The organism is Gilvibacter sediminis (assembly GCF_028561565.1).
Classification (GTDB): Bacteria; Bacteroidota; Bacteroidia; order Flavobacteriales; family Flavobacteriaceae; genus Gilvibacter; species Gilvibacter sediminis.
In genome coordinates, this window is record NZ_JAQQTE010000001.1 from 950,380 (window position 1) to 974,547 (window position 24,168).

A 24,168-nucleotide genomic window follows, 5' to 3' on the forward strand; every position below is an offset into this window, starting at 1 on the left:
CTATTACAGCCTGGGGCGTTAAAACTCCAAAAAGTATGGTAACAATTTCTAGTAAAGTTAGCTGTCGCTAACGCCTTTTAAAAGGTTTAGAAAATTGGTCTGGTAGTTCAGTTGGTTAGAATACCTGCCTGTCACGCAGGGGGTCGCGGGTTCGAGTCCCGTCCAGACCGCAGAGAATTAAAACCCTTCACGATTAAGTGAAGGGTTTTTTTGTTTCCAAGCCCAAAAGCTTGCTTTTGAGGCATAGGAAACAAAAAAGACCTCTCCTGCTGTAAGCAGGAGAAGGGTTTCATAATTCTTTGCAGGACCACCCCTGCGGCCCATTTTTGCGAAGCAAAAATGAATCCCGTCTATTAATTAAAGTCGGCCTCTACAAGCTCGCTTTTGAAGTGCAGGAAATAAAAAACACTACTGCCGCAGGCAGTAAGGGTCCACTTTATTGCAGGACCACCCCTGCGGACGTTTTTTCACGAAGTGAAAAAACAATCCCGTCCTCGTCTTTATGAATCAATTTTTCACGATAGTGATGCGCTTTTTTGTTTTGATCGTGAGAACTTGTTTTCCACGAAGAAAAACAAAACGGGGCGCTAACGGCCACAGGTCGTAAAATTGATTCGTTATTAGACTCCTTTCCCAGGATGTTTTTTGCATCGCAAAAAACAATCCCGCTCTTTTTGAGCAAAGCAATTGTCTCAACCATAAATAGAGACTCATTGAATATTATCCGCTCGAGGCCATTGTCCCAAAGAAAAAAAGAACCCCATATCAACAAATCCCGAACAGAGTTTGTTAGTTATCATAAGTGTATTTATATTTGCCGCGTTGTGTAAGGCCGGTAAAACGGTCGAAGTGGTCAAATTAGACCGATGAAGAGCTTATCCTTTTTGGATGGGCTTTTTTTGTTTTCTTACGTTTTACATTTGTAGTGCGTTCAATTTATAGGAAGGGAAATGACATTTTTCTACCGGTATTGACAATGCTTATTTTTTAATTAATAATTAATAACCATTGTTTATAATAAAATAAGGTGTACCTTGCCGCTATTATTGGCGATGTGCTATTATGCATCGCAACTTATTGAGGACAAGTTTTTAATGTTCCCAAGGATTTATTGACAAGCAGTATTTTCTTCTAGCCGCAAGTTTTCTTTCACTAGTATTTAGTATCCTTTCTTTCTTCCTTTATCATTTATTACTACTCGTATGGTTTACTTTCTAAGTTTTTCTGACTTAGACGTTGCCGATAATCAATTAAACGCAATCAGTATGAAATTGATTCAAATTATTAAACAGGCATTCCTTGCCAAAACAACAAACAACATGAAAAAAGGAACTGTAAAATTTTTTAACGAAACTAAAGGGTTCGGATTTATCTCACCAGAAGACAATAATGAAGATTTATTCGTTCATATGAGTGGACTTATAGATAATATAAGAGAGAACGACAAGGTGCAATTCGAGGTAGCTCAAGGCAGACAAGGCCTAAACGCCGTCAATGTTGCATTGGTAGAATAATTACGACATTAGTCCAGCTTGTGCTGGAATACTTTGATAAGCCTATCCACTTGGATGGGCTTTTTTTGTTTTTAGCACATAGATTTAGGCTGTGTAATTGTTGGCTATCCTTTAAAATCAGCATGTTTTCCCACACCTAATGTGTTGAATTGACAATTGTTAGGGATATGTTAAAATTGAGATTCAAGAGTGTCTTAATTCCGCTTTTTAAGCTGATTTGTTCAGAATAAAGTATCTTTAACTAACTTAATTCATCCCCCCCCAACGCTTTCAATCCAATCCTGGTTGAAATCATTTGTTAAGTTATCCTTTGCGTTTTAGCCGCAAGGCAACTGTTTATTCCCCGTTTGGTAGGGATGATTTAAGCTGCTTTAAACCAAACCAATGCGTTATGGCCTATTTTTTAAAGAGGGCTGAGGAAGATCAATTCGTCAAGCAGGTTAAACCGCAAATTGTCCTAGAGACTCAAACGGCAAGGATCGTTGCGGTGAATCCGGCATTTGAGATGCTGACAGGATATACCTCTCAAGTCTTAATAGAAAAACAGTGGAGTGTACTCTTTGCTTTCCGAAACGGGCAGCAGGACTCCTTTGCCAAATCAATCTCTGCACATTCGGGTGATATCAACAAACTGCTTTCTTTGACCTTTAAGGACGGCCGGAAGGTATTTGCAAGTTTAGAGATCAAACCCACCTCCGACAAAGACTATGCACTAGCATCGCTCAGTTATAACCTCGGTCCTAAAGATATTATCGACCTGTTCAATAAGGAACAGCGTTTTAAGGAGCAGTTTATTCAAAACCTCAAGGATGGGGTTGTGATCACCAACAAAGACATGATGGTGATTGATGTGAATGATGCCTATCTGAAAATGACGGGTATAGAGCGTGATGAGATCCTCGGAACCATTCCACCCTATCATTGGCCCAAACAATTCTTCAATGAATTGATAGACGCACGCGTTTCCGGAAAAGAAGATGACAGTCGTTTTTTTGAAGCAACATTTATTCATAAGGATGGAAGCCCATTTCCTGTATCGATCTCTATTTCTGTACTTCGGAATGATGAAGGAGAGGTTAGCTCTGTGGTGACCGTGGTTCGCGATCGTTCTGCCATAAAGCAGTCCGAGCGACTCTTAGAAAACGAACGGGAATTTAGCAGCAGAATCATCAATGGGCTTCAAGAAGGTTTGATCATTATAGATCCCACAGGTCTGTTTATGGATGCCAATCCTGCCTTTTTGGATATGATTGGATTCACCAGAGAAGAGATCATTGGGATACGCCCGCCTTTTCCCTATTGGCCGCCTGAGCATATGGACGCCATAGTGGACTCGTTCAAAAATATTATGGACAAAACCAATAAGGCTGTTCAATTGACGTTCATGAGAAAGAATGGTGAGCGTTTTCCTGCCTTGGTGTCTGTAACTCATTTGCGTGATGAACACGGAGAGATTACGGCACATGTGGGTTCCATTTCAGACATTACAGAACGATATCAGTTTGAAAATAAACTCAGACTCGCTAATGAATTCTCAGAATCCTTGATCAACTCCTTGCATGAAGGCTTGTTGGTTATGGATTTGGAATCTATCATTATTGACGTGAATCCTGCTTTTTGTAGAATGATAGGTGTAGATTCTGAAGATTTGATAGGAACGGCCATGCCGTTTAAATTCATCAGCGAATCCTCATTAAAAGACTTTGAATCCTGTGCTTTTCAGGTGCAACAAGGTATAAGTTACCCACGATTTGACGCACAATTGAAACGTATGAACGGAAGTAGTTTTCCGGTCTCTGTTCAAAACGCGATCATTCGTGATAAGGATGGTGCCGTGATCGCTCACTTTTTCACCATTCAAGATATTTCAGATCAGGTTCGACTCATTGAAAGTCAAAAAATGTTGGCGGTTAGTTCCAGAAGGAAGAAAGATGCAGTTTTGGAATTGGCTGGTTTGGTTGGAATCGATTTTAATCACGCTTTAAAACGCATAACTTCTTTAGCTGCAGATGTGGTTAATGTAGAACGCGTAAGCATTTGGCGATTGAACAAAGACCAGTCAGAGGCTTGGTGTGAGAATCTATATACAGCCTCTACGGGGGAACACACCAATGGCGGTGTACTATTAGCCAAAGATCACAAGGCTTATTTTGAGTCTTTACAGCGATACAAGACCATTACGGTGACCAACTCGCAAAATCACGAGTTTACCAAGAGTTTTGCCGAGGATTATCTCAAACCCAACGGCATCACTTCCTGTATGGACGTTTTGGTGCAAGGGACAGATACAGAATACGGAATCTTGGTCTTTGAACATGTAGGTCCTATGCGAATCTGGAGTTCTGAAGAAGAACACTTCGCCACTTCTATTGCCAGTCTGGTTTCAATGATCATCCAAAGTGATCAACGTAAAAAGGCGGAAGTTAAATTACAGGCCGTGAATTTAATGTTGAGCACTACGGTAGATGAGCTCAATCAGCTTAAAGATCAATTACAAGATCAAAACGTTTATTTGAGAAACGAAATTGAAATGCGCTTCAATTTTGAAGATATGATCTATTCAAGTGCTGTGTTTAGTGATGTTTTGACCACTATTGAACAGGTGGCTCCCACAACGGCAACTGTGCTATTACTAGGAGAAACAGGAACCGGTAAGGAATTGTTGGCGCGTGCCGTACACAACTTAAGTGATCGAAAAGATGCACCATTGATCAAGGTTAACTGTGGGGCCATTCCAAACGAGCTTATAGAAAGTGAGCTTTTTGGGCATAAAAAAGGAGCCTTTACGGGCGCTACATCTGATAAACAAGGTAAAGTAGAGCTGGCCAACGGCGGAACGATCTTTTTGGATGAGATAGGCGAATTGCCTATGAATATGCAGCCTAAATTATTACGATTCTTGCAAGAAGGTGAAATTGAGGTAGTGGGCGACCCTAAAGTGCGCAAGGTTGATGTGCGTGTAATAGCGGCCACCAACAAAAACCTCAAAGAAGAGGTCGCCAACAACCGTTTTAGAGAAGATCTTTACTTTAGACTAAACGTATTCCCTATTAAGGTACCGGCGTTGCGAGATCGTCCGGAAGATATTCCTGTACTTATTGAACACTTTGTGAATCGATTCAGTAAAAAGTACCGCAAGGAAATTGAATATATCTCTGACGCTACCATGCGGAAGCTACGTGCTTACGGATGGCCTGGTAACGTACGCGAGCTAGAGAATCTTATGGAACGCGCCGTTATTTTATCCAATTCTGAAACCCTACGCATTGTTGAGTTTGAAACACCACAAGAAAATCTAGACAAATCCCGCAGTATTTCACAGCATACGGGGATAGTTTCTTTAGATGATGCCCAGCGTACACATATTATCAAAGCATTAGAGCAATGCGATTGGAAGATCAATGGTGATGATGGTGCGGCTAGTTTGCTGCAAATTAAACCCAGTACGCTTCGTGATCGCATGAAGAAACTGGATATAAAACGCCCTGCGTAAAGTGACGGAATACCGTCACCGACACCTTTTGTATATTCTTCCCGACGGTATTCCGTCACTGTAAAAACAGGATTTTTCCCCTTTCGTATTTTTTAAAACACTGATAATCAGAAATATATATTTTTTGGCACGGCAGTCATAGAGTTTGGTACGCCAATGGCATATAAAAGAACAATCGATGGCAGTTATGAGTCAACATATCGTTCTAGAGAAAGCAGAGTTCCAATATGAAGATGGAGTTTTGTTGATCACTTTTAATACAGTTGAAAGTGATAGAGTGGTTTCTGTAGATACCCTAGAGCGTTATGCTGATACAATAATAGAACTATGCGATAATAGACGCACCCCGTTTTTGATCGATGTTTCCGAGGCATGGGGAAGTTATTCTGTAGCTGCTGCTCGATATTTTGCCAAAAGCGAGAGACTTTACAGTGTAAGACTCGCAGACGCATTTGTAGCAAAAGATACAAGATCGGTATTGTCTATACGTTCATTCAAACGTATTTACGACCCGTTCACACCATATCAGATTTGCAAGACCCACGATGAAGCACGAGAGTTTTGCGACAGATATGTTGGAGATTATAGCAAGACTTTTGGATGATTGTTTAAGAGAGAAGGATTATGATTACAGGAGAGTATAATAACAAAAGTCTGCTAGAGATTGGCAAGGTGGTTCTCGTGACCTTGGATGCACAGGGGAGAATTACAGGATGGAACAAAGGCGCTGAGCGCCTGTTCGGAACTAACACATCTGAAGTTATCGGGAAGCCACTTGCCAATTTTTTAGAAACGAATAAGAATTCAACTTCAAATATGGAGTTGGTCACTATGTTGCAAAAGTCTATGGGGGTAGACCATAGCGAAATCAATGAGTTCACAGGATTGAAAAGTAATGGGTCGCGGTTCCCATTAGAACTCGAGCTTCGCGCGCAGCAGACCGATTCTGGGCCCGTTTACACCGTTGTGATGGTAGATATTTCACGTAGACGGGCTCTTGAAGTTGATTTACAAAATAAATCGATGACCTTGGAATTGATGTTAGATCAATGCAAGAATAATCTAAAAGCCCCCTATTGTTTTTCCCAAGGCTTGATCCAGCTTTTAAAACTTCAACCTTTAAATGAAGAGTCTCAGCACCTTCTAAATATGTTGTGTGAAAGTTTAACTGGAGGCAAGCAGCTCTTGGATGATCTGACAACCGTGTCGATATTTTCGACAGATTACAATACCGATGACAAAATAGAATTAAACTCCTTTTTACGACAATTAAATAAAGAACTGAAGGAGTGTGAAAAATATGAAAATCTCTCTCTGCATTTAGACGTTGATGCCGAGCGCCCCTATCTGACTAATGAAGCGCTACTTAAAGCGCTGATCAAGGCAGTTATTCGCTACGTGATCAAGTTTGAATATCTTGAACATCCAGAGGATGGACCTTCAGTATCCCTCAAAGCAGAGAATCAATCCGAACAGTTAATCCTGACTTTTACCGTGAGTCACTTGATCCCAGACTTGGTGTTGAGTGACAGTCCACTACCGTACAAAACTTTAAATGATCACGAATTATCGCGTATCGATATGAGTGTTTATTTGATGAAAACCATCATCAAGCTGTTTAACGGCAGCTTAGATATTGAAGTTAGTAGAGATAATTGTTCGGAAGTTCGTATAAGTCTTCCGAATCAAAATAGGAAGACGGCGAATGAAAAACATTCAACATATCGTTCTCATAGACGACAACAGGACCACTCATTGTTTGAGTCAGCATCTGATTAAGAATTTTGATCCGTGTATTAAGATTTCTCCATTTATAAATGGAGGGAGTGCTTTAGCTTATTTTAAAGGCTTAAGTAATTCTTTGAACCGAAGATTCTGTTCAATTCCAGATTTGGTCATCTTGGACATTAATATGCCAGATATGAATGGATGGGAGGTCTTAGAAGAATTTGAGAATATGGATCTCTTTAAAAAATATCAGATAGATGTCTTGATGTTGACATCATCTGAGTGCGCGCATGATTTAGCCAAGAGCATAGAATACAGTTTGTGTAAAGGTTATCTGACCAAACCACTTTCATCAGAAAAATTAAGTACCCAATTTACCAATTTACGAAACGGGGTTTTGACAGGTTAATACAGCTAAAATTCGAAATGTTCGTCCCCGCGCCCAGCAGCTTCTTTTCCTACGTTATTTAAGATTAGTGAACTAAAAGAAGCAACAGCTGATCAGCAAGCCCATCCCCGTAGATGGGCTTTTTGATTTTTAGGCCATTAGCGAGGGTTAATTCCCTATTAAAACCATCTCCTCTTGAGGGGAAATCAGATACTGAGCACCGTCGGCCTCTACTACAGCCATCTCTTCTACGGAGATGGTCTTGATATTATCTGCATCTAAATTCCAAGCGTGAAATCCGTCAAAGGCAAAGGTCATCCCTTCTTTTAACTCCTTTTGAGAGGCAGGTCTTACAGAAGGAGCTTGCGATCCGCCTAAATTGGGTCCCACATCATGGGCTACATAACCTACAGGATGCCCTGTGCTCCACATCACGTACTCAGAACCCGCTTTTTCCATAAGAACCCGTTGTGCGCGATCCACATCAATTCCTTTCACTCCAGGAGCCATGGCCGCTAAAGCTGCACGATTCCCTGCTTTAGCGCTTTCCCAATAATGAGCAATGTCCTCAGGTAATTCTGTTTCTCCATCTTTTAATACATAAGCAAAGCGTTGAATGTCGCTCACCCAACGGTCATAAACTTTTATGCCAAAATCGATCTGAATTACATCCCCAGGCATGATCACCTTATCTGTGGCATGGGAATGTCCGCGGTCAGGGCCGGAGTTCACATTGGGATTTTGATCTGGGGCCCAACCGTCTGTCACTCCGTATTCAGCCATTTTAGCTTTCAAAAAGGCCGCTATGTCAGCATCTGTTGAGACGCCTGGCATCACTTGTTGATACGCTTCAATTTGCCAATCGGCGGTCAATTGTGCTGCTTTTCTAAGGATGTCAACTTCTTGTGGCAATTTTATGGAAAGCCATTGATAGACCAATTCGGTTGAAGACACCAAACGGTTACTTTGATCGCCCAAGAGCCCCTCCAATTCTTTGCGCTGGGTGTATGAGAGTCCGTCTGCTGTAGAATTGGTCTCGGAAGAATTCACCGCGATCGTTTTGAAATCTTGTGCTTTAATAAAATCAGCGGCTTGTGCTAAAGCAGAGGCACCTCTATCTACGGGTACCACTTCGTCATGAATCTTTAGATCGGCCAAGGCTGTAGATTCTCCAGATGGCGAGTACACCTTAGAGTGGAAGCCATCGGCATCCAAATAAAACAAAAAGGCAGCAGTTCCGCCTGCATTTTCTCCTCCGATATGGTCGGCAATGGGGTCGTTGTTGTTCTCTCTGCAAACCACGATCCAACAGTCAACTCCTGCGGCTTTCATAGCCTCCGGAAGTAGTTTGTCAATGCGGTCTTTACGTATTTCGGGCCAAGGATTTTCTCCCCAATAGGCTGCGGTATCTATACGCTCGGCAGTTTCATTTTGAACGGGATTTTCTTTGCAGCTGATCAGCAGGAGTAAACACAGACAGCTGAGGAATATTCTTTGCATGGTTGGTGTACTTAGTTTGTTTAAAAATACTGCAGAATTATTCAAAGACCTAGAGAAGCCTATTCAATTCTAAGAGGCCTCTTGTCATATGTACAATTCGTGTATCTTTAGAAGATCTGATGCAGGTTCCCAAGCACATTTTACCAGTCATAGTTATTGCTCAATTCTGTTGCACCAGCCTATGGTTTGCCAGCAATGGAGTGTTGTCAGATCTCGCTGCGGCCTTTAATTTAGGTGCTAATGCCGTAGGGTCTTTAACGGCCGCGGTGCAGTTAGGCTTTATTTCAGGAACCTTGGTCTTTGCAATTCTTACCCTTGCAGACCGTTACTCCCCTTCTAAAGTATTTTTTGTTAGTGCGATGCTGGGCGCTTTGTTTAATCTAGCTCTTATTTGGGAAACCAACAGCCTGTACAGCATTCTGAGTTTGCGTTTTTGCACGGGCTTTTTTTTGGCAGGAATTTACCCTGTTGGGATGAAGATCGCCGCAGATTACTTTAATACTGGCCTCGGAAGATCCTTGGGCTACTTGGTAGGAGCTCTTGTCTTGGGTACTGCTTTGCCACACGGTATAAAAACCATGTCTGTAGGCTATTCCTTTGAGCTGGTTTTGATAAGTATTTCTGCCCTCGCAGTGCTGGGCGGGCTACTTATCTTTTTTTTAGTGCCTGATGGTCCGTATAGGAAGCCCAGTATCAAACCCGATTTTTCGGCTTTCTTTGGTGTTTTTAAGCGGGCAGATTTCAGGGCGGCGGCCTTTGGCTACTTTGGGCATATGTGGGAGCTTTATGCGTTTTGGGCCTTTGTGCCGATCATGATCGAAACTTATAATCAGTTGCATCCCAGTGCCGATTTAAATATCACTGCCTTTTCATTTGCCGTAATAGGAATTGGCAGCTTGGCCTGTGTGGCTGCGGGATATTATTCTCAGCGTTTCGGTTTAAGAAAAACTGCGTTTACCGCTCTGATGGGATCTGGTATTTTCTGTTTGCTCTCTCCTGTATTTTTTAAGGTCGGACCGGCATTCTTTCTGCTGTTCTTACTTGTTTGGGGCATGCTGGTCATTGCAGATTCACCTTTATTTTCGACTATGGTGGCACTTAGTGCCGCTGGTGCGCATAAAGCGACAGCACTAACCATTGTGAATTGTATAGGATTTGCGATAACCATCTTTAGCATTCAACTGCTCAGCGACATGATCTTGAAGTACAGTCCTACCAATATGTACCAGGTCTTGGCTTTTGGCCCAGCGATTGGTTTGTTGGTCTTGTGGTTTGGTGGGGCTAAGCCTTAGGCCAAAATACTTTCGTGACCACTGTCCTTTACAAAGAGACAGGAAGAATTTGTGGCTTGGGTCATCTCCTCTACAAACTCAAAACGCAGATCAGCATCCATACCAAAGATATTGAGGTCTGACCGGGGTGCATCGGCCAGGATCGCCCTAAAGTTTCCAACAAAGATCTCCATGAGCGTATCGGGTAATCGGGCAAGACTTATGAGTTGTTTCATGAAAGTTTCTGCGTTTTCACGTTGTCCTTCATCTGCAATGACCATGACCAGACGGATCTTCGCGTTCCAATTCTTCATCAGCTTGTATGCGAGTAGCGTCGAGAGGTCCAAGTTTCCAATATCCCATCCCAGATTCCAATTATCTCTGCGATCGCTCAGCCATACGTTTATAGTATCACGTTGACCAAGAAGCGCTGTTGGATGTTGTTGAAATACCACACAGCCGATCTCTAGTCTGATGCACTCGCGGATAACCGGTCTCAGCTCCGTCTCGTAGTCGTCGTGAGCCTGCAAGTTTAGAAATACAATGTTCGGCCTAAAGAATGCGCCTAATAAGGCCTGATTTCCATAGTTCACCCCTTTTGCAAATTCAGTAGTGTTTATTATGGTCCAACTGGAGAACACCTCCTTTTCCCGAAACGATTGAGCTAAACATTCCAGCTCGTCTCCCATAGTGCTGCCTTCTGAGCTCGGCTCTATTCCCAACAGTTTAATAGAACCTTTTGGATGTGCAATATTCCTTAGAAAATCAAAGTTTCCGCGTGCGCCTGTGAGGTCACGGACTGGAACCATCAGGTTGGGTTTCCAGGCGCGTTGTTGCATTTTTTTCATGCCCCAAGTATGTTTCGCAGCCCATTCAGCAAAGGACACAAAGAGCCCTGAGCGTACATCTTCAAAGGGAGTTTCCAGGTTTTGCCTGGAGAGGTACCAATACACAGCCAATACGATTCCGATGGTCACCAAGCTAATGGTTGGGTTGATAATGAACATAGCAAGGACTGAGGATATCAGTCCCATCCAAGGGACGTAACGTTGTACTTTGAATAGGGGTCGATAACTGATCAAGCCTAAATTTTGCTCAATGATCACTACTATATTGATCATGGCGTAGGTCACCAAAAAGAAAAGGGTTACTAAAGGCGCTACTGCATTCAGGTTGCGCAATAGCATGGTTGCAAAGATCAAGATCCCGGTTACCACCATTGCGTTTCTAGGTTGACCGTTGGCTGAGGTTCCTGCTAAGAACTTAGACTTGGGAAGCACCTGATGTTCTCCCATAGCAAAGAGGATTCTAGATGAACCCACCAAGGAAGCCAAGGCAGATGAAAAGGTAGCCCCTAGTATACCTGCAATGATCAGCGGGCCTACGTAGGCCTTTTCTATAATGATGTTGTAATTGGAGATCAGTTCCGCTTCTGATGCAGATCGGGCTAACCAAAAAGCAAGCAGCATATAGATCACAAAACTCACTCCAATGGCCCACAGCGTGCCTTTAGGAATGCTGGTACGTGGATCTTTCAGTTCTCCAGACATATTGGCTCCGGCCATGATCCCTGTTGCTGCAGGGAAGAATACCGCGAAGACCAACCAAAAGTTGCTGCCGTTAAAATTGTTCTCTGGAGACCCCTTAAAACTTCCCCAACTCAAGGCTTCGCTGGTTGGAATACTCATGGAACCGTCATAGGCTGCCAATACAATAGACACCAATGAGGCAATAATGATCACCATGATGATAAATTGAATCTTTATAGCCAGATTAGCGCTGATGTAGGCAATGGTAACCAGTCCCGCAAAGACGCAGACATCTACCAAGAATGCATTGTGTTCCGGAAAGATTCCGAGCCAACCCTCCCTAAATCCGAAGATATACATAGTCACCGCCAAGCCTTGTGAGATATAGCGCGGTATGCCCAAACTTCCACCTACTTCAAGACCTAAGGACTGAGAGATGATGGCATATGCCCCTCCAGCTCCAATCCTTATGTTGGTAGTAATGGCGGACATGGATAGCGCCGTACAGAGTGTGATTAGAAAGGAAATAATAATCACTAACCAAGCGCCGAGTAAACCTGCATTACCAACTACCCAGCCCATACGGAGGTACATGATCACCCCGAGAATGGTCAAGAGGGTGGGTGTAAAGACCCCACCAAAGGTGCCGAATTTTTTCTGGTTATGGGTTGGTTCTTGCATAGGCAATACAAGATAGTAGAATTCCCAAAACAAGGCTTAACAAAATTCTAACAGCTCAAACTTGGAATTGGACCGTATAATTTTAGGTTACCTTAAAATTTACAAGTAATGAAAGTGATTAGTGTACAACGAAACAGTAAATACGAAAACCGATTCCATCCCAATATGGGTAGATTGAGAACAAAGGTGGTCTATATTCGCCGCTACTTTTTAGGCCTACCCGTTCAAACCCTTCACAAATACAGAAAGACCTATTACGGTGAGGTAAAGTCTTGCGAAGACTGCGTTTTGAGCGCTTGATTTTAGGTTTATCCGTTCAGTTTTAACGGAAGATTAACCCATAATTTCTCGGTTGTTGCTTATCTTAATAAGAAAAAGCCAACATGAAAAAACCGTATATGATAGACCGTCCGCTTGCCGATATGCATGGGGATGGTGTTCGTTTTAACAAACAACTAAAAAAACGGGCAAAGAAGCACGTTCAAAACACTGCAAAAGAAAAAGAGGACAAGAAGTCTGAATAGTCTTTCGCACAAAAAAAGAGTACACCCGATCAAAACCTTTTAAAGACTTTGATCGGGTGTTTTGATTGTTTAAGAGTTTGAGGACTATTGTCCGTACACTACAAAAGTAAATGCACTATCTCTGGCTGTTCCCGAAGTATCTTGGATACGAACTGTAAAAGTATTAGCCCCTGTGGTTTCGTATCCAGCAATTTCTGGAATACCAAATCCAATGGTAAAAGGGGTAATGTTCACTACCGTATTGGCTGGGTTTGAATCCAGATCTAAGGTGATCTCATAGACGCCAGTTGCAGAATTGTTCACAGAAGCAATTCCATATCCAGTAGAGATTCCACCCAAAGAGTCAATACTCCCGTAGGCAATGGCCATGGAATTTCCATAAAGACGATTAGGCTGTGGTGAATCTGTGGTTTGTACGATCTCCACAAAACCGTTGGTCTCCATATTACCTGTGGCCAAATCAATTGAAGCATTTACGGTACCGCCGGCTAGAAATTGTACGTCATCTCCAACATCAGCATAACCAATACCCCAACCTGGAAAGGCGGGAGAATGCTGTGCGATCATCTTATCTGGATTAGTGGTCCCAGATCCAAACAAGACTACTTGTCCGCTTTGCTTACTGTGAAGCGCAGTAGCTACACTTCCAATTTGAGTTTCTCCTACACCGGTTCCATCAAGACTTACGGCCAGATAGGCATCAATATCTAACCAGTTTACTGCATCTAAAGCAGAGATGCTGCCCAATTGCACAGAGAACACTCCGTTCTCATCGGTGTTTGGGTTGTGGGTTTCTGTGAATACGGCTGCTCCTCCAGCACCATCGCGAATTTGGAATTGAACTGTGACGGGCGAGCTCACAATAAGATCGCCACTCCCGTCTCTAGCAACGGCTTGATAGTTGATAAGTTCTGCCGCTGCCAGGACTTTTGGAGTAACATCGGGTTGGCTAATTGATTGATTTGGATTGTCGGCGATCTTTTGATAGGCATTGATCGCAACGCCTTCAACGCTCTGTGCAAAGCTGCTTGCTGTGATAGCCAGAGCGGCTAATAGTGATAAAGAGGTGTATTTCGTTTTCATGATTTCGAGTTTATTGTTTGATGATTTTAAAGGTTTTAGAGCTGCTTTGCTCTGATAGTTTAACTTGAAGCAGATACACACCTGCCTGTAGTTGACTCATGCTGATGGTCGCTTCTCTGCTGAGGTTTTGAAGCTCTTGCGAGAAGATCAGTCTGCCGTTCAGATCGTAAAGTTTGAGATCGAACCACTCGCCCTGAAGCTCATTAAAGCTCAAGTTCAATTGGTCACGAACCGGATTGGGAAAGACTGTGGTAGATCCCTCCAATGAGAAATCGTCCACATCTAAAATGAGGTTTTGAATCGCGCCGTTCCAAAATCCTTGATCCAAAGAAACTCCACTAGAGATCGACCCGATCACAGGTTCTCCAAGGGTAAAGCTCAAGGTTCCAGATCCACCACTAAGCGTGGCGCCAGAATTTCCCATTACGGTCTGACTCAGACTTTGCGCTTGAGTACCTAGCGTGAATAGCACGCTTAGTACTGAAAAAAACAGTAGTCTTTTCATTGTCTAATTGTTATTGGTTTATATGTAATTGCGTGGGGAAAAAGGGATCTTCGCCTCCGCCTTTTAAGACGGGCTAAAGGTCTGATTATCTAGATAAAGTCGTTAAAAACAACGCCGCTAAAATATTGATATACAGACACATAAAACCCCTTTTAGGTTTGGGTTTTTACCTGAATATTTTAAGGAGAAAGCCCCTGTTATTAAGGAGCGTATACAGAAGAACTGTTCTAGGGAAATACCTCTTGCAGTCTGGTTTTAGATATAATAGGCAAAATAGAAACTAGCCCTATTTACGTGGGGTAAGAGATGATGAATGGGCATAAAAAAACCCCTGGCAGGCAGGGGTCTTCATTTAATTTTTCTTTTTTAGGCGTTGATGCCTTTAGGATTTAGGGTTGATTTCAACAATTGCATAAAGGTCAGTGAGAGTACAATTGCGGTGGACATTCCCATCAATACTGTGGATAGCATCATCACTACTACGCCATTGGTATAAGTGATTCCCCAGTTTCCGAGTACTGCGTTGGCAAAATCAGAATTGAGCTCTAACATATAAAAGCCCATAAATGCTGTAAATATAAAGGTGGCTACGGTTCCACTTAAGAACCCGATCTGCCATCCATCGGCATAGGTAAAGCGCGAGCTGTTTTGCTTGTATACTTGCATAGCTCTGAGAATTCCGGCTCCATAGATCACACCGTTAAATATACTCAGTGCGGGAGACTCGTGCCAGCCTAAAAGTTTCATGGTTAAGAAATATGCGATCAAAGCGAGGGCGATCGCTGCCCCGTATTTTAAATAAGTTCGTATCATAGCTTTCATTTTTTGTTTAATTAATATAGCAAAAAACTAAACAAAACCAAGAAATAAGGTGTTAAGCTTTGTTAAAATGCACTTTTTCAAGTAACTGCGGCACGATTGATACGACTTAGCAAGTAGTAGTTAATATACGTAATTATGATTATTCAAGACGATTGTACTATAAGAATTGTTAATAAGTAATCGCATTATAATAACCTTTGTTTAAGTATTTTGCTCCATATTTAAACTGTCTAAAAAGCACATAATATTTGCGAATGGATATAGTTGAAAAAGCGCTCGAATTCGAGCAACGTAAGCACTCTTTCAAAACTACGTCAGAACGTATTCTCGCCTCACGAGAAGTAAAGGAGCTGATTTTGGGAGTGAATGAAGTCTATAAAAGAGATCGCGATGCGAAGCTGATGGAACTCATGAAGCGTCTCACCGTGATCAAACAGAAAATAGAGAAAAGGTTAAAAGGAAAACCCTTAGTAGCCTAATAAAAAATCCGCTTTAACGAGCGGATTTTTTTTATAACTATTTCCTAACCTAGGCTTGGTAATAATTGTAGAATTTCGGAAAAACGAATCCCGAAGCTATGACCGCTAAACTCAGTTTGCTCCTTTTGTGTGTTTGCTTATCTATTAGCTGCAAACAAGACCCGTCCTATTCAGAAGCGAAAAAGGAAGGTTCAGTAAAATCAGCTACAGAAAATGGCCAAAAATATGCAACCCTTTATTGTACGAGCTGTCATGCTTTTCCAGAACCAACTTTATTAGATCGCGATACTTGGAAGAATTATATGCTTCCTAGAATGGCGGCCATGTTTGGTCGTTATGATTCAGTCTTGACTCGTGCTTCATTTTTTGAACAAGGTGCGGGAGGCGAGAGACTCCGGGCAAGTGGTTTATTTCCAGACAGGCAAACCATGCCAGATAGTGTCTGGAATGATATTGCAGCCTATTATCTCAACTATGCGCCAGATACCTTAAGTTATCCGAAGCCCAAACAACTCACTTTGGGACAATTGCCATTTGAGGTTAAGCGTCCTGAGCTAAAAGTCCAAATTCCAAGCACAACTTTAGCTCATTTCAACAAGTCGGGCTCTATATATATAGGAGATGCTAATACGCGTTCATTCTCTGTTTTCTCCGCTGACTTAGAACTAAAACAAACCGCAACCATACAAGAAGGGCTCGTATGGATTAGAGAAACTCCAGAGGATTATTGGATGACTTCTATGGGACAATTTGCACCGACGGATGCCGCTTTGGGCTCAATTATTCGCATACCTAAGCAAGGAAGACAGGCCGTTCAACCTGTGAAGAACTTGCAGCGTCCTGTTCACACAGACTACGCAGATCTCAATGGTGATGGAGTTGACGATATGGTCATTAGTGAATTCGGAAAATGGACGGGTCAACTAACTTTTCACCTTAGTACTGGCGCCAATGGGTATGTAAGGCGGGTTTTACACCCAGAACCCGGAGCGATCAAAGCCTACTTTCGCGATATGAATGCTGATGGTCACTTAGATATTGTTGCCCTATTTGCTCAAGGTAATGAAGGCGTTGACATTTTCTATAATGACGGCAAAGCCAACTTTACCCGGGAGCGCGTGCTTCAATTTTCTCCGAGTATGGGCTCTAGTTTTATGAACCTTATAGATTACAACGCTGACGGTCATTTAGATATCCTTCTTACCGCTGGAGATAATGCAGATTACAAGCCATTAATGAAACCTTGGCACGGCGTCTATGTATTTCTTAATAAGGGTGATAACAGTTTTAAACAAGAGGTCTTTGAACATCTAAATGGCGCCTACAATGCTGTGGTGGCCGATTTTGATATGGACGGTGATCAGGATATTGCTGCAATCGCCTTTTTTCCTGATTGGGCAAACAGTCCACAAGAGAGCTTTGTATACTTTGAACAAAATGAAAATGTCTTTGAGCCCCACGGTTTGGAGGTTGCAAATTCCGGGCGTTGGGTGGTTATGGATGCAGCTGATTACGACCGCGATGGCGATCTTGACCTTGTAATGGGCTCATTGGCCTTTGAAGTAGTGCCAAAATTGGGCTTCGTCCAACGGTGGATGCAAGAAGGTCTTCCCTTTATGCTGCTTAAAAATACAAGTCGATAAAAGTCGATTTGCTATTTAGACCTACTCTAAATAAAAACCGCTCCTTTCTCTGTTAACAATTTCTTTTCAGACTCTGGCATACCTATTTTTAACTATAGTCTTGCCTAATCCAATTTATACGGAATAACCACAATTCGCTCTTTTCAAGAAAAGGTTAATTCTAGATCCGACTTTATTTAAATCTGCTAATCAAAGATTAATCCGCTTAACACAAGGCTAATCCTTTATTCAAATTCTCTTCAGAATTTCCTAACAAAGCCAAGCTAAGTTTAGGGTGTTCATTTAACCCTTAATAACTAAAAATCAAACAGATGAAATTAAAAGTACTTAGCCTCATGGCCCTTGTTCTCAGTAACTTAGGTTTGGCTCAAAGTGAATTTCCTGCTGCCGCAGTTGAGACGGATTGGGAGGCTGTAGAAGTTGTAATTCCTCCTTCTCCTTTTCAATACCAAGTTTTATTCGTTGGAGGTGAGGACCTTGTTCAAACCGGAGAGAATGAAGCTGTACCTGCCAAACAATGGCATGACTTTATTGGATTTACCCCACTTTCTGCTACGGATTGTGTGGATGATCCAAACGCGATCGGATGGGTTTCTGTAAACCACGAGCGTATTTTGGCCGATGATAAGATCGGTGATGGAGGTGGTATGACTGCCTTCCTTTTAGGTCGTAACCCTTCAGACGACACCCTTTACATTATTCCACAAACACTTTCTGACGGACGTAGTGGAGAATTCTTCAACGTAGACTTTTCTAATGTAGGAGAGACCGGGATGAACTGTGGAGGTATTACTTCTGTTGTAGACGGACGTATTTGGACTGCAGAAGAGTGGTTCCGCACGGACAACGCGAGTATTTTCCTTGATGGAACCGGTGTTCGTGATATTTCTGATTATACTATTAAGTATACTGAATTTGAAATGGCCAACTTCCAAACCATTGAGAAGTATCAAAACTTCAACTGGATGGTTGAGATCGATCCTCGTGAAGCCAAAGCGATCCGTAAGCAATACAACTGGGGGCGTCAGCCGTTTGAAGGTGGTGCCGTTGCGGTAGACAACAGAACGGTATACTTAGGAGCAGATGCTACTCCTGGTTTCTTTACCAAGTTTGTTGCTGACGTAGCCGGAGACTTTACCCAAGGAACCCTTTATGTATTCAAGCACGATGCCGGTGGAGATCCATGGGTAGAGATCGATTCTAACGATTTTGACAAGATGCTTGAGTTTGCTGCGGAGGCTGTTTCTGGAGGAGCTACTATGTTCAACCGTTTGGAGTGGGTAACTCTAGACAAAGAAACAGGAAAAGTATATATGACAGAGACGGGTCGTGATAATCCTGCTTCTCGCTGGGCAGATGAGGCTGCTGCTGGAGCCGTTTACGCACCACACCATATCGCTAGAGCTATTGCTCAAGGCGCTACTGGACCTGACGATGCTGCTTACTGGGATTACTACGGACGTATTCTAGAATTTGATCCAGCAACACAAGAGGTAACTGTTTTCATGGAAGGTGGACCTTACTTTGAGACTTCTCCTGCTGTGGCAGATTACCCGAACAAGCACCTGTCTAACCCTGATGGACTTAGCATTCTTTACACAAACGTTGCTGGTGAAGACAAGCGTTACCTATTGATTCAAGAAGACCTTAACGGAACTTCTTTTGGTCGTACACCATTGGAGTATCCAGACGATCGTATGTGTGAGATGTATGTTTTGGATTTGGATATTGCCAGCCCAACTTTAGACGATTTGATCCGTTTGACTCAAACTCCACGTGGAGCTGAGATCACTGGAGCCGTTGGAACTGCTGATGGGAAGTCTGTATTGGTTAACTCTCAGCATCCTGACACTTCTAACCCATTCCCATACAACAACTCTTTGACTTTCGCCATTACTGGTTTTGATGATTCAGGAGCTTTGGAAACTTTGGCTGCGCCAGAGTTTGATTTGGACACAGACGAGTTTATCATCTATCCAAACCCAACAGAGCGTATTGTTTACTTCAACCAAGTTGCTGATGTTGCTCTTTACGACATCACTGGGCGTCGTGTTGCCGTATATCGCGATGTGCGTTCTATTGACATCGCAGGATTCTCTACTGGAACTTATCTCTTGAAGACTTCAGAAGGAGAAACTAAGAAATTACTAATCAAGTAATTTTTTTCAAGTTGATTCCAAGCACCGGAGGCTGTATGGTCTCCGGCTTGGAAATCAATGATAATTTCAGCAGTTGACTTGAACTGCTAAAGCGTACCTCAAAATGATTGCTATTATGCTCAAAAGAATTACTCGCTTATTTCGATCAGACAATCTTCTTCTGTTGGTAAGTATTCTGCTTACTTTATTGCTGATATCTGCCAGCAAGCCTCATGTTAACAAAGCAGACAGTTACAGAGCCAAAGCCATTGGCTTTTTAAATCAAAAGTTCCAAGAAGAACTTCAATACTGGAAGGCTCAAACCGCTAGTTTTGACCAGTATGCCCAAGTGGGTGATACCCTTGCCTTGCAAAGGGATTATAAAAAATTAAGAGGCAGTTACAAGCAAATCGAATTCATGCTTGAATACCTCGATAAGGAAGCTGTGGATCGCAATATCAATGGGGCACCACTTCCTAAATTGGAGCCTAAAGTGGCCGAACATGTGGTCTTAGAACCAAAAGGCCTACAGGTCATTGACGAGCTTATGGGAGCCGCTACTTTGGATTTAGAAGCCTTGCAAGAACAAACCGCATTACTTCTAAAGAACACAGAAATTCTCACCAAATTTCTTACGTCTAGAAAGTTTACGGATCGTCAATTTTTTGAATCCAGTAGACAGGCCATGCTACGTCTAATGACTTTAGGAATAACAGGTTTTGATACTCCAGGAACTTTAATGGGTATTGGGGATGCCCATCAAGTTTTACAAAGTTTGAAGAGTTATGCCGCCTACTATCAAAGTGAGCTCCAAAACATAAATCAACTGCCTTTGTGGGATCAATTGTCCAAGCGTTTTGACCAGGGCATTGCTAAGACTGCGAAAGGTGATTTTGATCGTTTTGACCGATTGCGTTTTTTGAATGAAGTTGCGAATCCGATCTACAAATTATTGTTGGATATTCACCTGAGTTTAGGTTACGAGACCATTGAAGAAGTGAGCCGTTATTTGCCTGCTGTGAATTACGAGGCAACTAGTCTTTTTAGCCCTAATTTACTAGACCCTTTCTATTATTCCAGCGTGCCCAATGACAGCCTTTTTGATCAAAGAGCCGCTTTGGGAAAACTACTTTTTTACGATCCTGTACTATCTGCAGACAACGAAATGTCTTGTGCGAGTTGCCACAACCCTAAAAGGGCTTTTACAGACGGCGTGCCTAAGAGTTTATCCAATCAGGGCGAACCGCTCAAGCGCAATGCACTGACTTTGAATTATGCGATCTATGCTACGGGTTATTTTCACGATCTGCGCGCCAAACGCCTTGAGGATCAGTTTGAACATGTGGTGTTGAGTCAGGATGAATTTGATACCAACTACCGAGATATTCTAAACAAACTCAGCAGCAGTCCAACCTACAGCAAGCTTTTTGCTGAGGCCTTCCCAGAGCAAGCCAAAGGCCTGCGCATTAACAATATTGACTACGCCTTAGCGGCTTATGTCATGAAGCTCAATCGATATGATTCTGCTTTGGATCGTTTCTTTGCAGGCGATTCCAAAGCGTTGACTGCCGAACAGCGTAAAGGTTTCAATCTCTTTACGGGCAAGGCGGCCTGTGCCACCTGTCATTTTATGCCTTTGTTTTCTGGAACGGTCCCGCCTTTGTTCAACGAGTCCGAATCTGAGGTGCTGGGTATCCCAATGAGCAATCAAAAACCTTGGATTTTAGATGCAGATATAGGAAGACGGGGTAATGGTCTGGAAAAGGAAAAAGCAGATTTCTACAGCAATTCTTTTAAAACGCCAACCCTCAGGAATATAGCACTGACGGGTCCATATATGCACAACGGCGTGTTTAATTCTTTAGAAGAAGTGATGGAATTCTACAACCTAGGTGGAGGTGCCGGTGCCGGAATGGATTTGGAGCATCAAACGCTAGCCAGCGATCCTTTAGGCTTGACTCAGCAGGAGATCGATCAATTGATTGCCTTTATGCAAGCACTGACCGATGATGGTGGATTTAATCCTCCATCATCCTTACCAAGAGACTTTGAAGCCAATGAGGTAAACGTACGTCCTTTGGGTCGATAGCACTATTTTAAAGCTCAACCTCAGTAATTCCCAAGGCTTGGAACAACTTAGCGAAACCGCTGTAGTATTTCTGTTCTAGTTTGATTTGCTTAACCCGAGCTTCAACCAGTTTCTGCTCTCGGCTGTTGATCAAAAAGACCGAACTCTCTCCAAAGCTGAACTTTCTGATCTCCGCATTGAGCATCTGCGTGTAGGCGTTAACCATATTCTCATTGATGTTGATCTGCTCGCGCAAAGAGGTCAACTCCTGTTGCAGGGCTTCTACCTTGTTGGCAATACTTATTTGGGCTAAATTTTGCTCAAATTCGTTGTCTTGTATTTTAAACTTGGCCATACGCAGTGCACCGCGTTCTTTTCTCAAAAACAAGGGGAAACTGGCATTGATCCCAAATTTGTAATCGTTGCTGTTAAAGGTTTCGGTTCTGTCTGGTGTCGTGCTCAGGGCATTGAATTCCAGGTCTATCCGTGGCAACAGATTATTGGCCTTGAATTGTCTATCCACCTCTAAAGCCTCGCCTTTGTATTGCAAGGAAAGCAATTTTGGGTGATTGCTAAGGTCAAATTCCTCGGTATTTAGCGGAGATACGCCTAAGGTCTGAGTTAGAGTTACCTCCAAAGTCTCCTCAGGAATTACATCTTCCTGTACTTCCATGGGGATGTTGTTAGAGATCCACAGATAGTTACTTAAAGCGAGCCTTTTATTATTCAGTGCGATTCGCGCCTGCTCTAAAAGTAAGGATCGGTTTTGAACAGGAATCTTCGCCTCCACAGTATCAATGATGGCCACATCTCCCAACAAAGCGCTGGATCTCACACCTCTAAATCGCTGCTCCGCATTGACCAAGAACTCGCGTTGCAGTAAGACCTGTTTGTAGGCCTGCAACCAATCAAAATAGGCTTCACTGGCTTTGTAAAGCAGTTCGTTGACCAATAAGGTCTGATCTTGCTTGGACTGCTCCACAAAGAATTTGGCTTGGCGCAATTGTGCTCTGCGCTCGTCGATCAGTAATCCTTGAGCTACAGAAACTGAAAGTCCTGCATTGTACAAGCCGTTTTCTGGAACGGAGCGTTCTGGGTTCAAAAAGATCCCTTCGTTCTCCTCAAAACCAGCTTTAAGCTCAATTCCGTACCAAGTTGGTACTTTGAAAGTAGCGTTGAGGATATCGTAATACTCATCGCCTTTGAATTGTTTCTGATCGTAATCGACCTCGATCTTCGGATCGAATCCGCCACGGGCCTTAAGCAATTCTGCCTCGGCATTGCTCAACACAAGTTTGGCCTGTTTGGCCACCGGATGATACTCTTTCACATACCCCAAATACTCGCGGTAGCTCAGTAAAAGCGTATCACTTTGTGCCTGCAAACCGCTTATGCTTAAAAGCAGGGCGATCAATAGGTGCAATCTTAGCTTCATTACTTATTTCTTCTTTTTGGTCGATTCTTTCTTTTCTGCGCCTTCTGGCAGATAGTAGTCTGGTGGGAATCCGTTGAGCTGTCGCCAGAGTTCAAACCAGATCGGTACATCATTCAAGAGGGCTAGGGTAAAAGCTCCAGAGCCCACACGCAGCTCCTCAGGCCACTCGTGGTCGTTTGGATCTTGGGCGATCAGTACGCGGTATTTACCGTTATCACTAATGTAAGTATCAATTGCCACCACAACTCCACCGTAGGTTCCGTAAGACACATTAGGCCATCCACTAAAGATGATCGCTGGCCAGCCATCAAACTGTACACGAACTTGCTCTCCAACGTGAATCAACGGAATGTCAATTGGACTTACATAGGTTTCAATAGCCATGCTGAATCCGCTCGGCATAATACGAATAATGGGATCGCCCTCTTTAATGGTCTCACCCACACCGCCTACTATAGCGCGGTTGATATATCCGTCTTGCGGCGCTTTTACATAATAGAGTCCAGATCTGACCTCAAAGCTCGCGTACTCCGATTGTAGTTTTGCTACTTCAGCGTCTGTGCTGAACTTACTCGAGGCTGCTGTGAACTTGTCACTTTCTGCCTTGGCGAGCTTGTCTGCATATTCTGCCTGAATTCTATTGAGTTCAATGCGGGAATTGATCAATTCATTCCGACTGGCCAAAAGCTTGTTTTGTTGCGCGATGAGTTTCGCTGCAGTCTCTTGCGCCTTTTGACGTTTGTCCTCTAATTGCGTTCTGGATTTTAATCCTTCTGTCAATAGACTTTCGGTTCGCTTATACTGTGCAATGGCAATACTGTCATTGATGCGAGCAGCAATGAGATCAACACTGTCACTAGTTACCTTGAACTGATTTTGTTGAATCTTGATCTTGGCTTGTTGTGTTTTCAATCCTCGTTCTTGATACAACGCAGATATTTGATTTTCCAAGGCCTGTACTTTGCTTTCATAGCTTTCTGATGACAAGGATTTGGCATCGATCTGACGACCGGTTCGGGCCAAATACTCGGGGTCAAAGTATTCGCTTTTGATCTCCGTTAGATGAAGAATGGTATCGCCTTTCTTCACAAAATCACCTTCTTGTACATACCATTTTGCTACAGTTCCAGGTATAGGAGACTGTATGGTCTGCGGGCGAACCTCTGGAGCTAAAGTGGTCAGGAATCCATTACCCGACACATTTTGCGTCCAAGGCAAGAACATGACCACTAAAAAGATAACTGCAAAGATCTTTAGGAATCTGTTGAAGTACTTAAAGTGCCTTCTGTGAAAAACCAGACCGGCTGCTTTGTACTTGTCCAAAGAAACTTTCTGATTGAGTTTTTCTTGAGAGATGTTTAACATGA

20 protein-coding genes and 1 tRNA gene are annotated in these 24,168 nt (G+C 42.9%); 13 read left to right on the plus strand and 8 right to left on the minus strand.

The features are described from left to right. Nucleotides 1-96 precede the first annotated feature (96 nt). Nucleotides 97-170: transfer RNA gene (locus tag POW22_RS04335), tRNA-Asp, on the plus strand. 266 nt (nucleotides 171-436) lie between these two features. On the opposite strand, the gene POW22_RS04340 is transcribed toward POW22_RS04335, so the two are convergent. Then, on the minus strand, nucleotides 437-700 hold the full coding sequence (locus POW22_RS04340; RefSeq protein WP_272831397.1) for a hypothetical protein: 264 nt from the start codon (nucleotides 698-700) through the stop codon (nucleotides 437-439). 619 nt (nucleotides 701-1,319) lie between these two features. Here POW22_RS04340 and POW22_RS04345 point away from each other — a divergent pair. The 5 genes from POW22_RS04345 (at nucleotide 1,320) to POW22_RS04365 (ending at nucleotide 7,144) form a co-directional block, all read left to right on the plus strand. Next, nucleotides 1,320-1,514, plus strand: coding sequence for a cold-shock protein (locus tag POW22_RS04345; RefSeq protein WP_272831845.1), 195 nt, complete (start codon nucleotides 1,320-1,322; stop codon nucleotides 1,512-1,514). Between the two features lie 391 nt (nucleotides 1,515-1,905). Next, nucleotides 1,906-5,007: a sigma 54-interacting transcriptional regulator gene (locus POW22_RS04350; protein WP_272831398.1), complete on the plus strand. Its 3,102-nt coding sequence runs from the start codon at nucleotides 1,906-1,908 to the stop codon at nucleotides 5,005-5,007. A 187-nt stretch (nucleotides 5,008-5,194) separates the two neighbouring features. Further along, complete coding sequence (locus tag POW22_RS04355; RefSeq protein ID WP_272831399.1) at nucleotides 5,195-5,611, plus strand: DUF7793 family protein; 417 nt, start codon at nucleotides 5,195-5,197, stop codon at nucleotides 5,609-5,611. Between the two features lie 20 nt (nucleotides 5,612-5,631). Further along, nucleotides 5,632-6,786 carry a PAS domain-containing protein gene (locus tag POW22_RS04360; RefSeq protein WP_272831400.1) on the plus strand — a complete coding sequence of 385 codons (1,155 nt, stop codon included), beginning with the start codon at nucleotides 5,632-5,634 and terminating at the stop codon, nucleotides 6,784-6,786. Beyond that, on the plus strand, nucleotides 6,713-7,144 hold the full coding sequence (locus POW22_RS04365; RefSeq protein ID WP_272831401.1) for a response regulator: 432 nt from the start codon (nucleotides 6,713-6,715) through the stop codon (nucleotides 7,142-7,144). Before POW22_RS04360 ends, POW22_RS04365 begins: the two co-directional genes overlap by 74 nt. A 147-nt stretch (nucleotides 7,145-7,291) precedes the next feature. Here the strand turns inward: POW22_RS04365 and POW22_RS04370 are convergent, their stop codons facing one another. Beyond that, complete coding sequence (locus POW22_RS04370; RefSeq protein ID WP_272831402.1) at nucleotides 7,292-8,623, minus strand: M24 family metallopeptidase; 1,332 nt, start codon at nucleotides 8,621-8,623, stop codon at nucleotides 7,292-7,294. Between the two features lie 119 nt (nucleotides 8,624-8,742). On the opposite strand from POW22_RS04370, the gene POW22_RS04375 reads away from it, so the two are divergent. Continuing rightward, entirely contained in the window at nucleotides 8,743-9,915 is a 1,173-nt protein-coding gene (locus POW22_RS04375; RefSeq protein ID WP_272831403.1) for an MFS transporter, read from the plus strand. Here the strand turns inward: POW22_RS04375 and POW22_RS04380 are convergent. After that, a complete protein-coding gene (locus POW22_RS04380; RefSeq protein WP_272831404.1) occupies nucleotides 9,912-12,104 on the minus strand; it encodes an amino acid permease in 2,193 nt (730 codons plus the stop codon). The two genes, POW22_RS04375 and POW22_RS04380, sit on opposite strands and share 4 nt — an antisense overlap. Nucleotides 12,105-12,212: 108 nt before the next feature. On the opposite strand from POW22_RS04380, the gene POW22_RS04385 reads away from it, so the two are divergent. Next, complete coding sequence (locus POW22_RS04385) at nucleotides 12,213-12,404, plus strand: hypothetical protein (protein ID WP_272831405.1); 192 nt, start codon at nucleotides 12,213-12,215, stop codon at nucleotides 12,402-12,404. A gap of 83 nt (nucleotides 12,405-12,487) precedes the next feature. Next, the gene (locus POW22_RS04390; protein WP_272831406.1) at nucleotides 12,488-12,628 is read left to right on the plus strand and encodes a hypothetical protein; all 141 of its coding nucleotides are present in this window, start codon (nucleotides 12,488-12,490) and stop codon (nucleotides 12,626-12,628) included. Between the two features lie 84 nt (nucleotides 12,629-12,712). Here the strand turns inward: POW22_RS04390 and POW22_RS04395 are convergent, their stop codons facing one another. The 3 genes from POW22_RS04395 to POW22_RS04405 form a co-directional block, all read right to left on the minus strand. Beyond that, nucleotides 12,713-13,711 (minus strand): hypothetical protein, encoded by a 999-nt coding sequence (locus POW22_RS04395; protein ID WP_272831407.1) that lies wholly within the window; start codon nucleotides 13,709-13,711, stop codon nucleotides 12,713-12,715. Nucleotides 13,712-13,721: 10 nt separating this feature from the next. Beyond that, a complete protein-coding gene (locus POW22_RS04400; RefSeq protein ID WP_272831408.1) occupies nucleotides 13,722-14,216 on the minus strand; it encodes a T9SS type A sorting domain-containing protein in 495 nt (164 codons plus the stop codon). Nucleotides 14,217-14,582: 366 nt separating this feature from the next. Further along, nucleotides 14,583-15,029 carry a DUF4199 family protein gene (locus POW22_RS04405; RefSeq protein ID WP_272831409.1) on the minus strand — a complete coding sequence of 149 codons (447 nt, stop codon included), beginning with the start codon at nucleotides 15,027-15,029 and terminating at the stop codon, nucleotides 14,583-14,585. Nucleotides 15,030-15,292: 263 nt separating this feature from the next. On the opposite strand from POW22_RS04405, the gene POW22_RS04410 reads away from it, so the two are divergent. The 4 genes from POW22_RS04410 to POW22_RS04425 all read left to right on the plus strand — a co-directional run bounded on the left by POW22_RS04410 (nucleotide 15,293) and on the right by POW22_RS04425 (nucleotide 21,387). Further along, nucleotides 15,293-15,517 (plus strand): hypothetical protein, encoded by a 225-nt coding sequence (locus POW22_RS04410; RefSeq protein ID WP_272831410.1) that lies wholly within the window; start codon nucleotides 15,293-15,295, stop codon nucleotides 15,515-15,517. Between the two features lie 98 nt (nucleotides 15,518-15,615). Beyond that, nucleotides 15,616-17,160, plus strand: coding sequence for an FG-GAP repeat domain-containing protein (locus tag POW22_RS04415; protein WP_272831411.1), 1,545 nt, complete (start codon nucleotides 15,616-15,618; stop codon nucleotides 17,158-17,160). A 311-nt stretch (nucleotides 17,161-17,471) separates the two neighbouring features. Next, nucleotides 17,472-19,319 carry an alkaline phosphatase PhoX gene (locus POW22_RS04420; RefSeq protein WP_272831412.1) on the plus strand — a complete coding sequence of 616 codons (1,848 nt, stop codon included), beginning with the start codon at nucleotides 17,472-17,474 and terminating at the stop codon, nucleotides 19,317-19,319. A gap of 115 nt (nucleotides 19,320-19,434) precedes the next feature. Continuing rightward, nucleotides 19,435-21,387 (plus strand): cytochrome-c peroxidase, encoded by a 1,953-nt coding sequence (locus POW22_RS04425; RefSeq protein ID WP_272831413.1) that lies wholly within the window; start codon nucleotides 19,435-19,437, stop codon nucleotides 21,385-21,387. Between the two features lie 7 nt (nucleotides 21,388-21,394). On the opposite strand, the gene POW22_RS04430 is transcribed toward POW22_RS04425, so the two are convergent. After that, nucleotides 21,395-22,801, minus strand: coding sequence for a TolC family protein (locus POW22_RS04430; protein WP_272831414.1), 1,407 nt, complete (start codon nucleotides 22,799-22,801; stop codon nucleotides 21,395-21,397). A gap of 3 nt (nucleotides 22,802-22,804) precedes the next feature. Further along, nucleotides 22,805-24,166, minus strand: coding sequence for an HlyD family secretion protein (locus POW22_RS04435; protein WP_272831415.1), 1,362 nt, complete (start codon nucleotides 24,164-24,166; stop codon nucleotides 22,805-22,807). Nucleotides 24,167-24,168: the final 2 nt, after the last annotated feature.

Coding starts and splice junctions, on each gene's coding strand:
- POW22_RS04400 (WP_272831408.1), bottom strand. CDS start 14,216: ATGAAAAGACTACTGTTTTTTTCAGTACTAAGCGTGCTATTCACGCTA.
- POW22_RS04370 (WP_272831402.1), bottom strand. CDS start 8,623: ATGCAAAGAATATTCCTCAGCTGTCTGTGTTTACTCCTGCTGATCAGC.
- POW22_RS04345 (WP_272831845.1), top strand. CDS start 1,320: ATGAAAAAAGGAACTGTAAAATTTTTTAACGAAACTAAAGGGTTCGGA.
- POW22_RS04395 (WP_272831407.1), bottom strand. CDS start 13,711: ATGAAAACGAAATACACCTCTTTATCACTATTAGCCGCTCTGGCTATC.
- POW22_RS04365 (WP_272831401.1), top strand. CDS start 6,713: ATGAAAAACATTCAACATATCGTTCTCATAGACGACAACAGGACCACT.
- POW22_RS04355 (WP_272831399.1), top strand. CDS start 5,195: ATGAGTCAACATATCGTTCTAGAGAAAGCAGAGTTCCAATATGAAGAT.
- POW22_RS04340 (WP_272831397.1), bottom strand. CDS start 700: ATGGTTGAGACAATTGCTTTGCTCAAAAAGAGCGGGATTGTTTTTTGC.
- POW22_RS04430 (WP_272831414.1), bottom strand. CDS start 22,801: ATGAAGCTAAGATTGCACCTATTGATCGCCCTGCTTTTAAGCATAAGC.
- POW22_RS04425 (WP_272831413.1), top strand. CDS start 19,435: ATGCTCAAAAGAATTACTCGCTTATTTCGATCAGACAATCTTCTTCTG.
- POW22_RS04375 (WP_272831403.1), top strand. CDS start 8,743: ATGCAGGTTCCCAAGCACATTTTACCAGTCATAGTTATTGCTCAATTC.
- POW22_RS04420 (WP_272831412.1), top strand. CDS start 17,472: ATGAAATTAAAAGTACTTAGCCTCATGGCCCTTGTTCTCAGTAACTTA.
- POW22_RS04385 (WP_272831405.1), top strand. CDS start 12,213: ATGAAAGTGATTAGTGTACAACGAAACAGTAAATACGAAAACCGATTC.
- POW22_RS04390 (WP_272831406.1), top strand. CDS start 12,488: ATGAAAAAACCGTATATGATAGACCGTCCGCTTGCCGATATGCATGGG.
- POW22_RS04415 (WP_272831411.1), top strand. CDS start 15,616: ATGACCGCTAAACTCAGTTTGCTCCTTTTGTGTGTTTGCTTATCTATT.
- POW22_RS04350 (WP_272831398.1), top strand. CDS start 1,906: ATGGCCTATTTTTTAAAGAGGGCTGAGGAAGATCAATTCGTCAAGCAG.
- POW22_RS04435 (WP_272831415.1), bottom strand. CDS start 24,166: ATGTTAAACATCTCTCAAGAAAAACTCAATCAGAAAGTTTCTTTGGAC.
- POW22_RS04360 (WP_272831400.1), top strand. CDS start 5,632: ATGATTACAGGAGAGTATAATAACAAAAGTCTGCTAGAGATTGGCAAG.
- POW22_RS04405 (WP_272831409.1), bottom strand. CDS start 15,029: ATGATACGAACTTATTTAAAATACGGGGCAGCGATCGCCCTCGCTTTG.
- POW22_RS04410 (WP_272831410.1), top strand. CDS start 15,293: ATGGATATAGTTGAAAAAGCGCTCGAATTCGAGCAACGTAAGCACTCT.
- POW22_RS04380 (WP_272831404.1), bottom strand. CDS start 12,104: ATGCAAGAACCAACCCATAACCAGAAAAAATTCGGCACCTTTGGTGGG.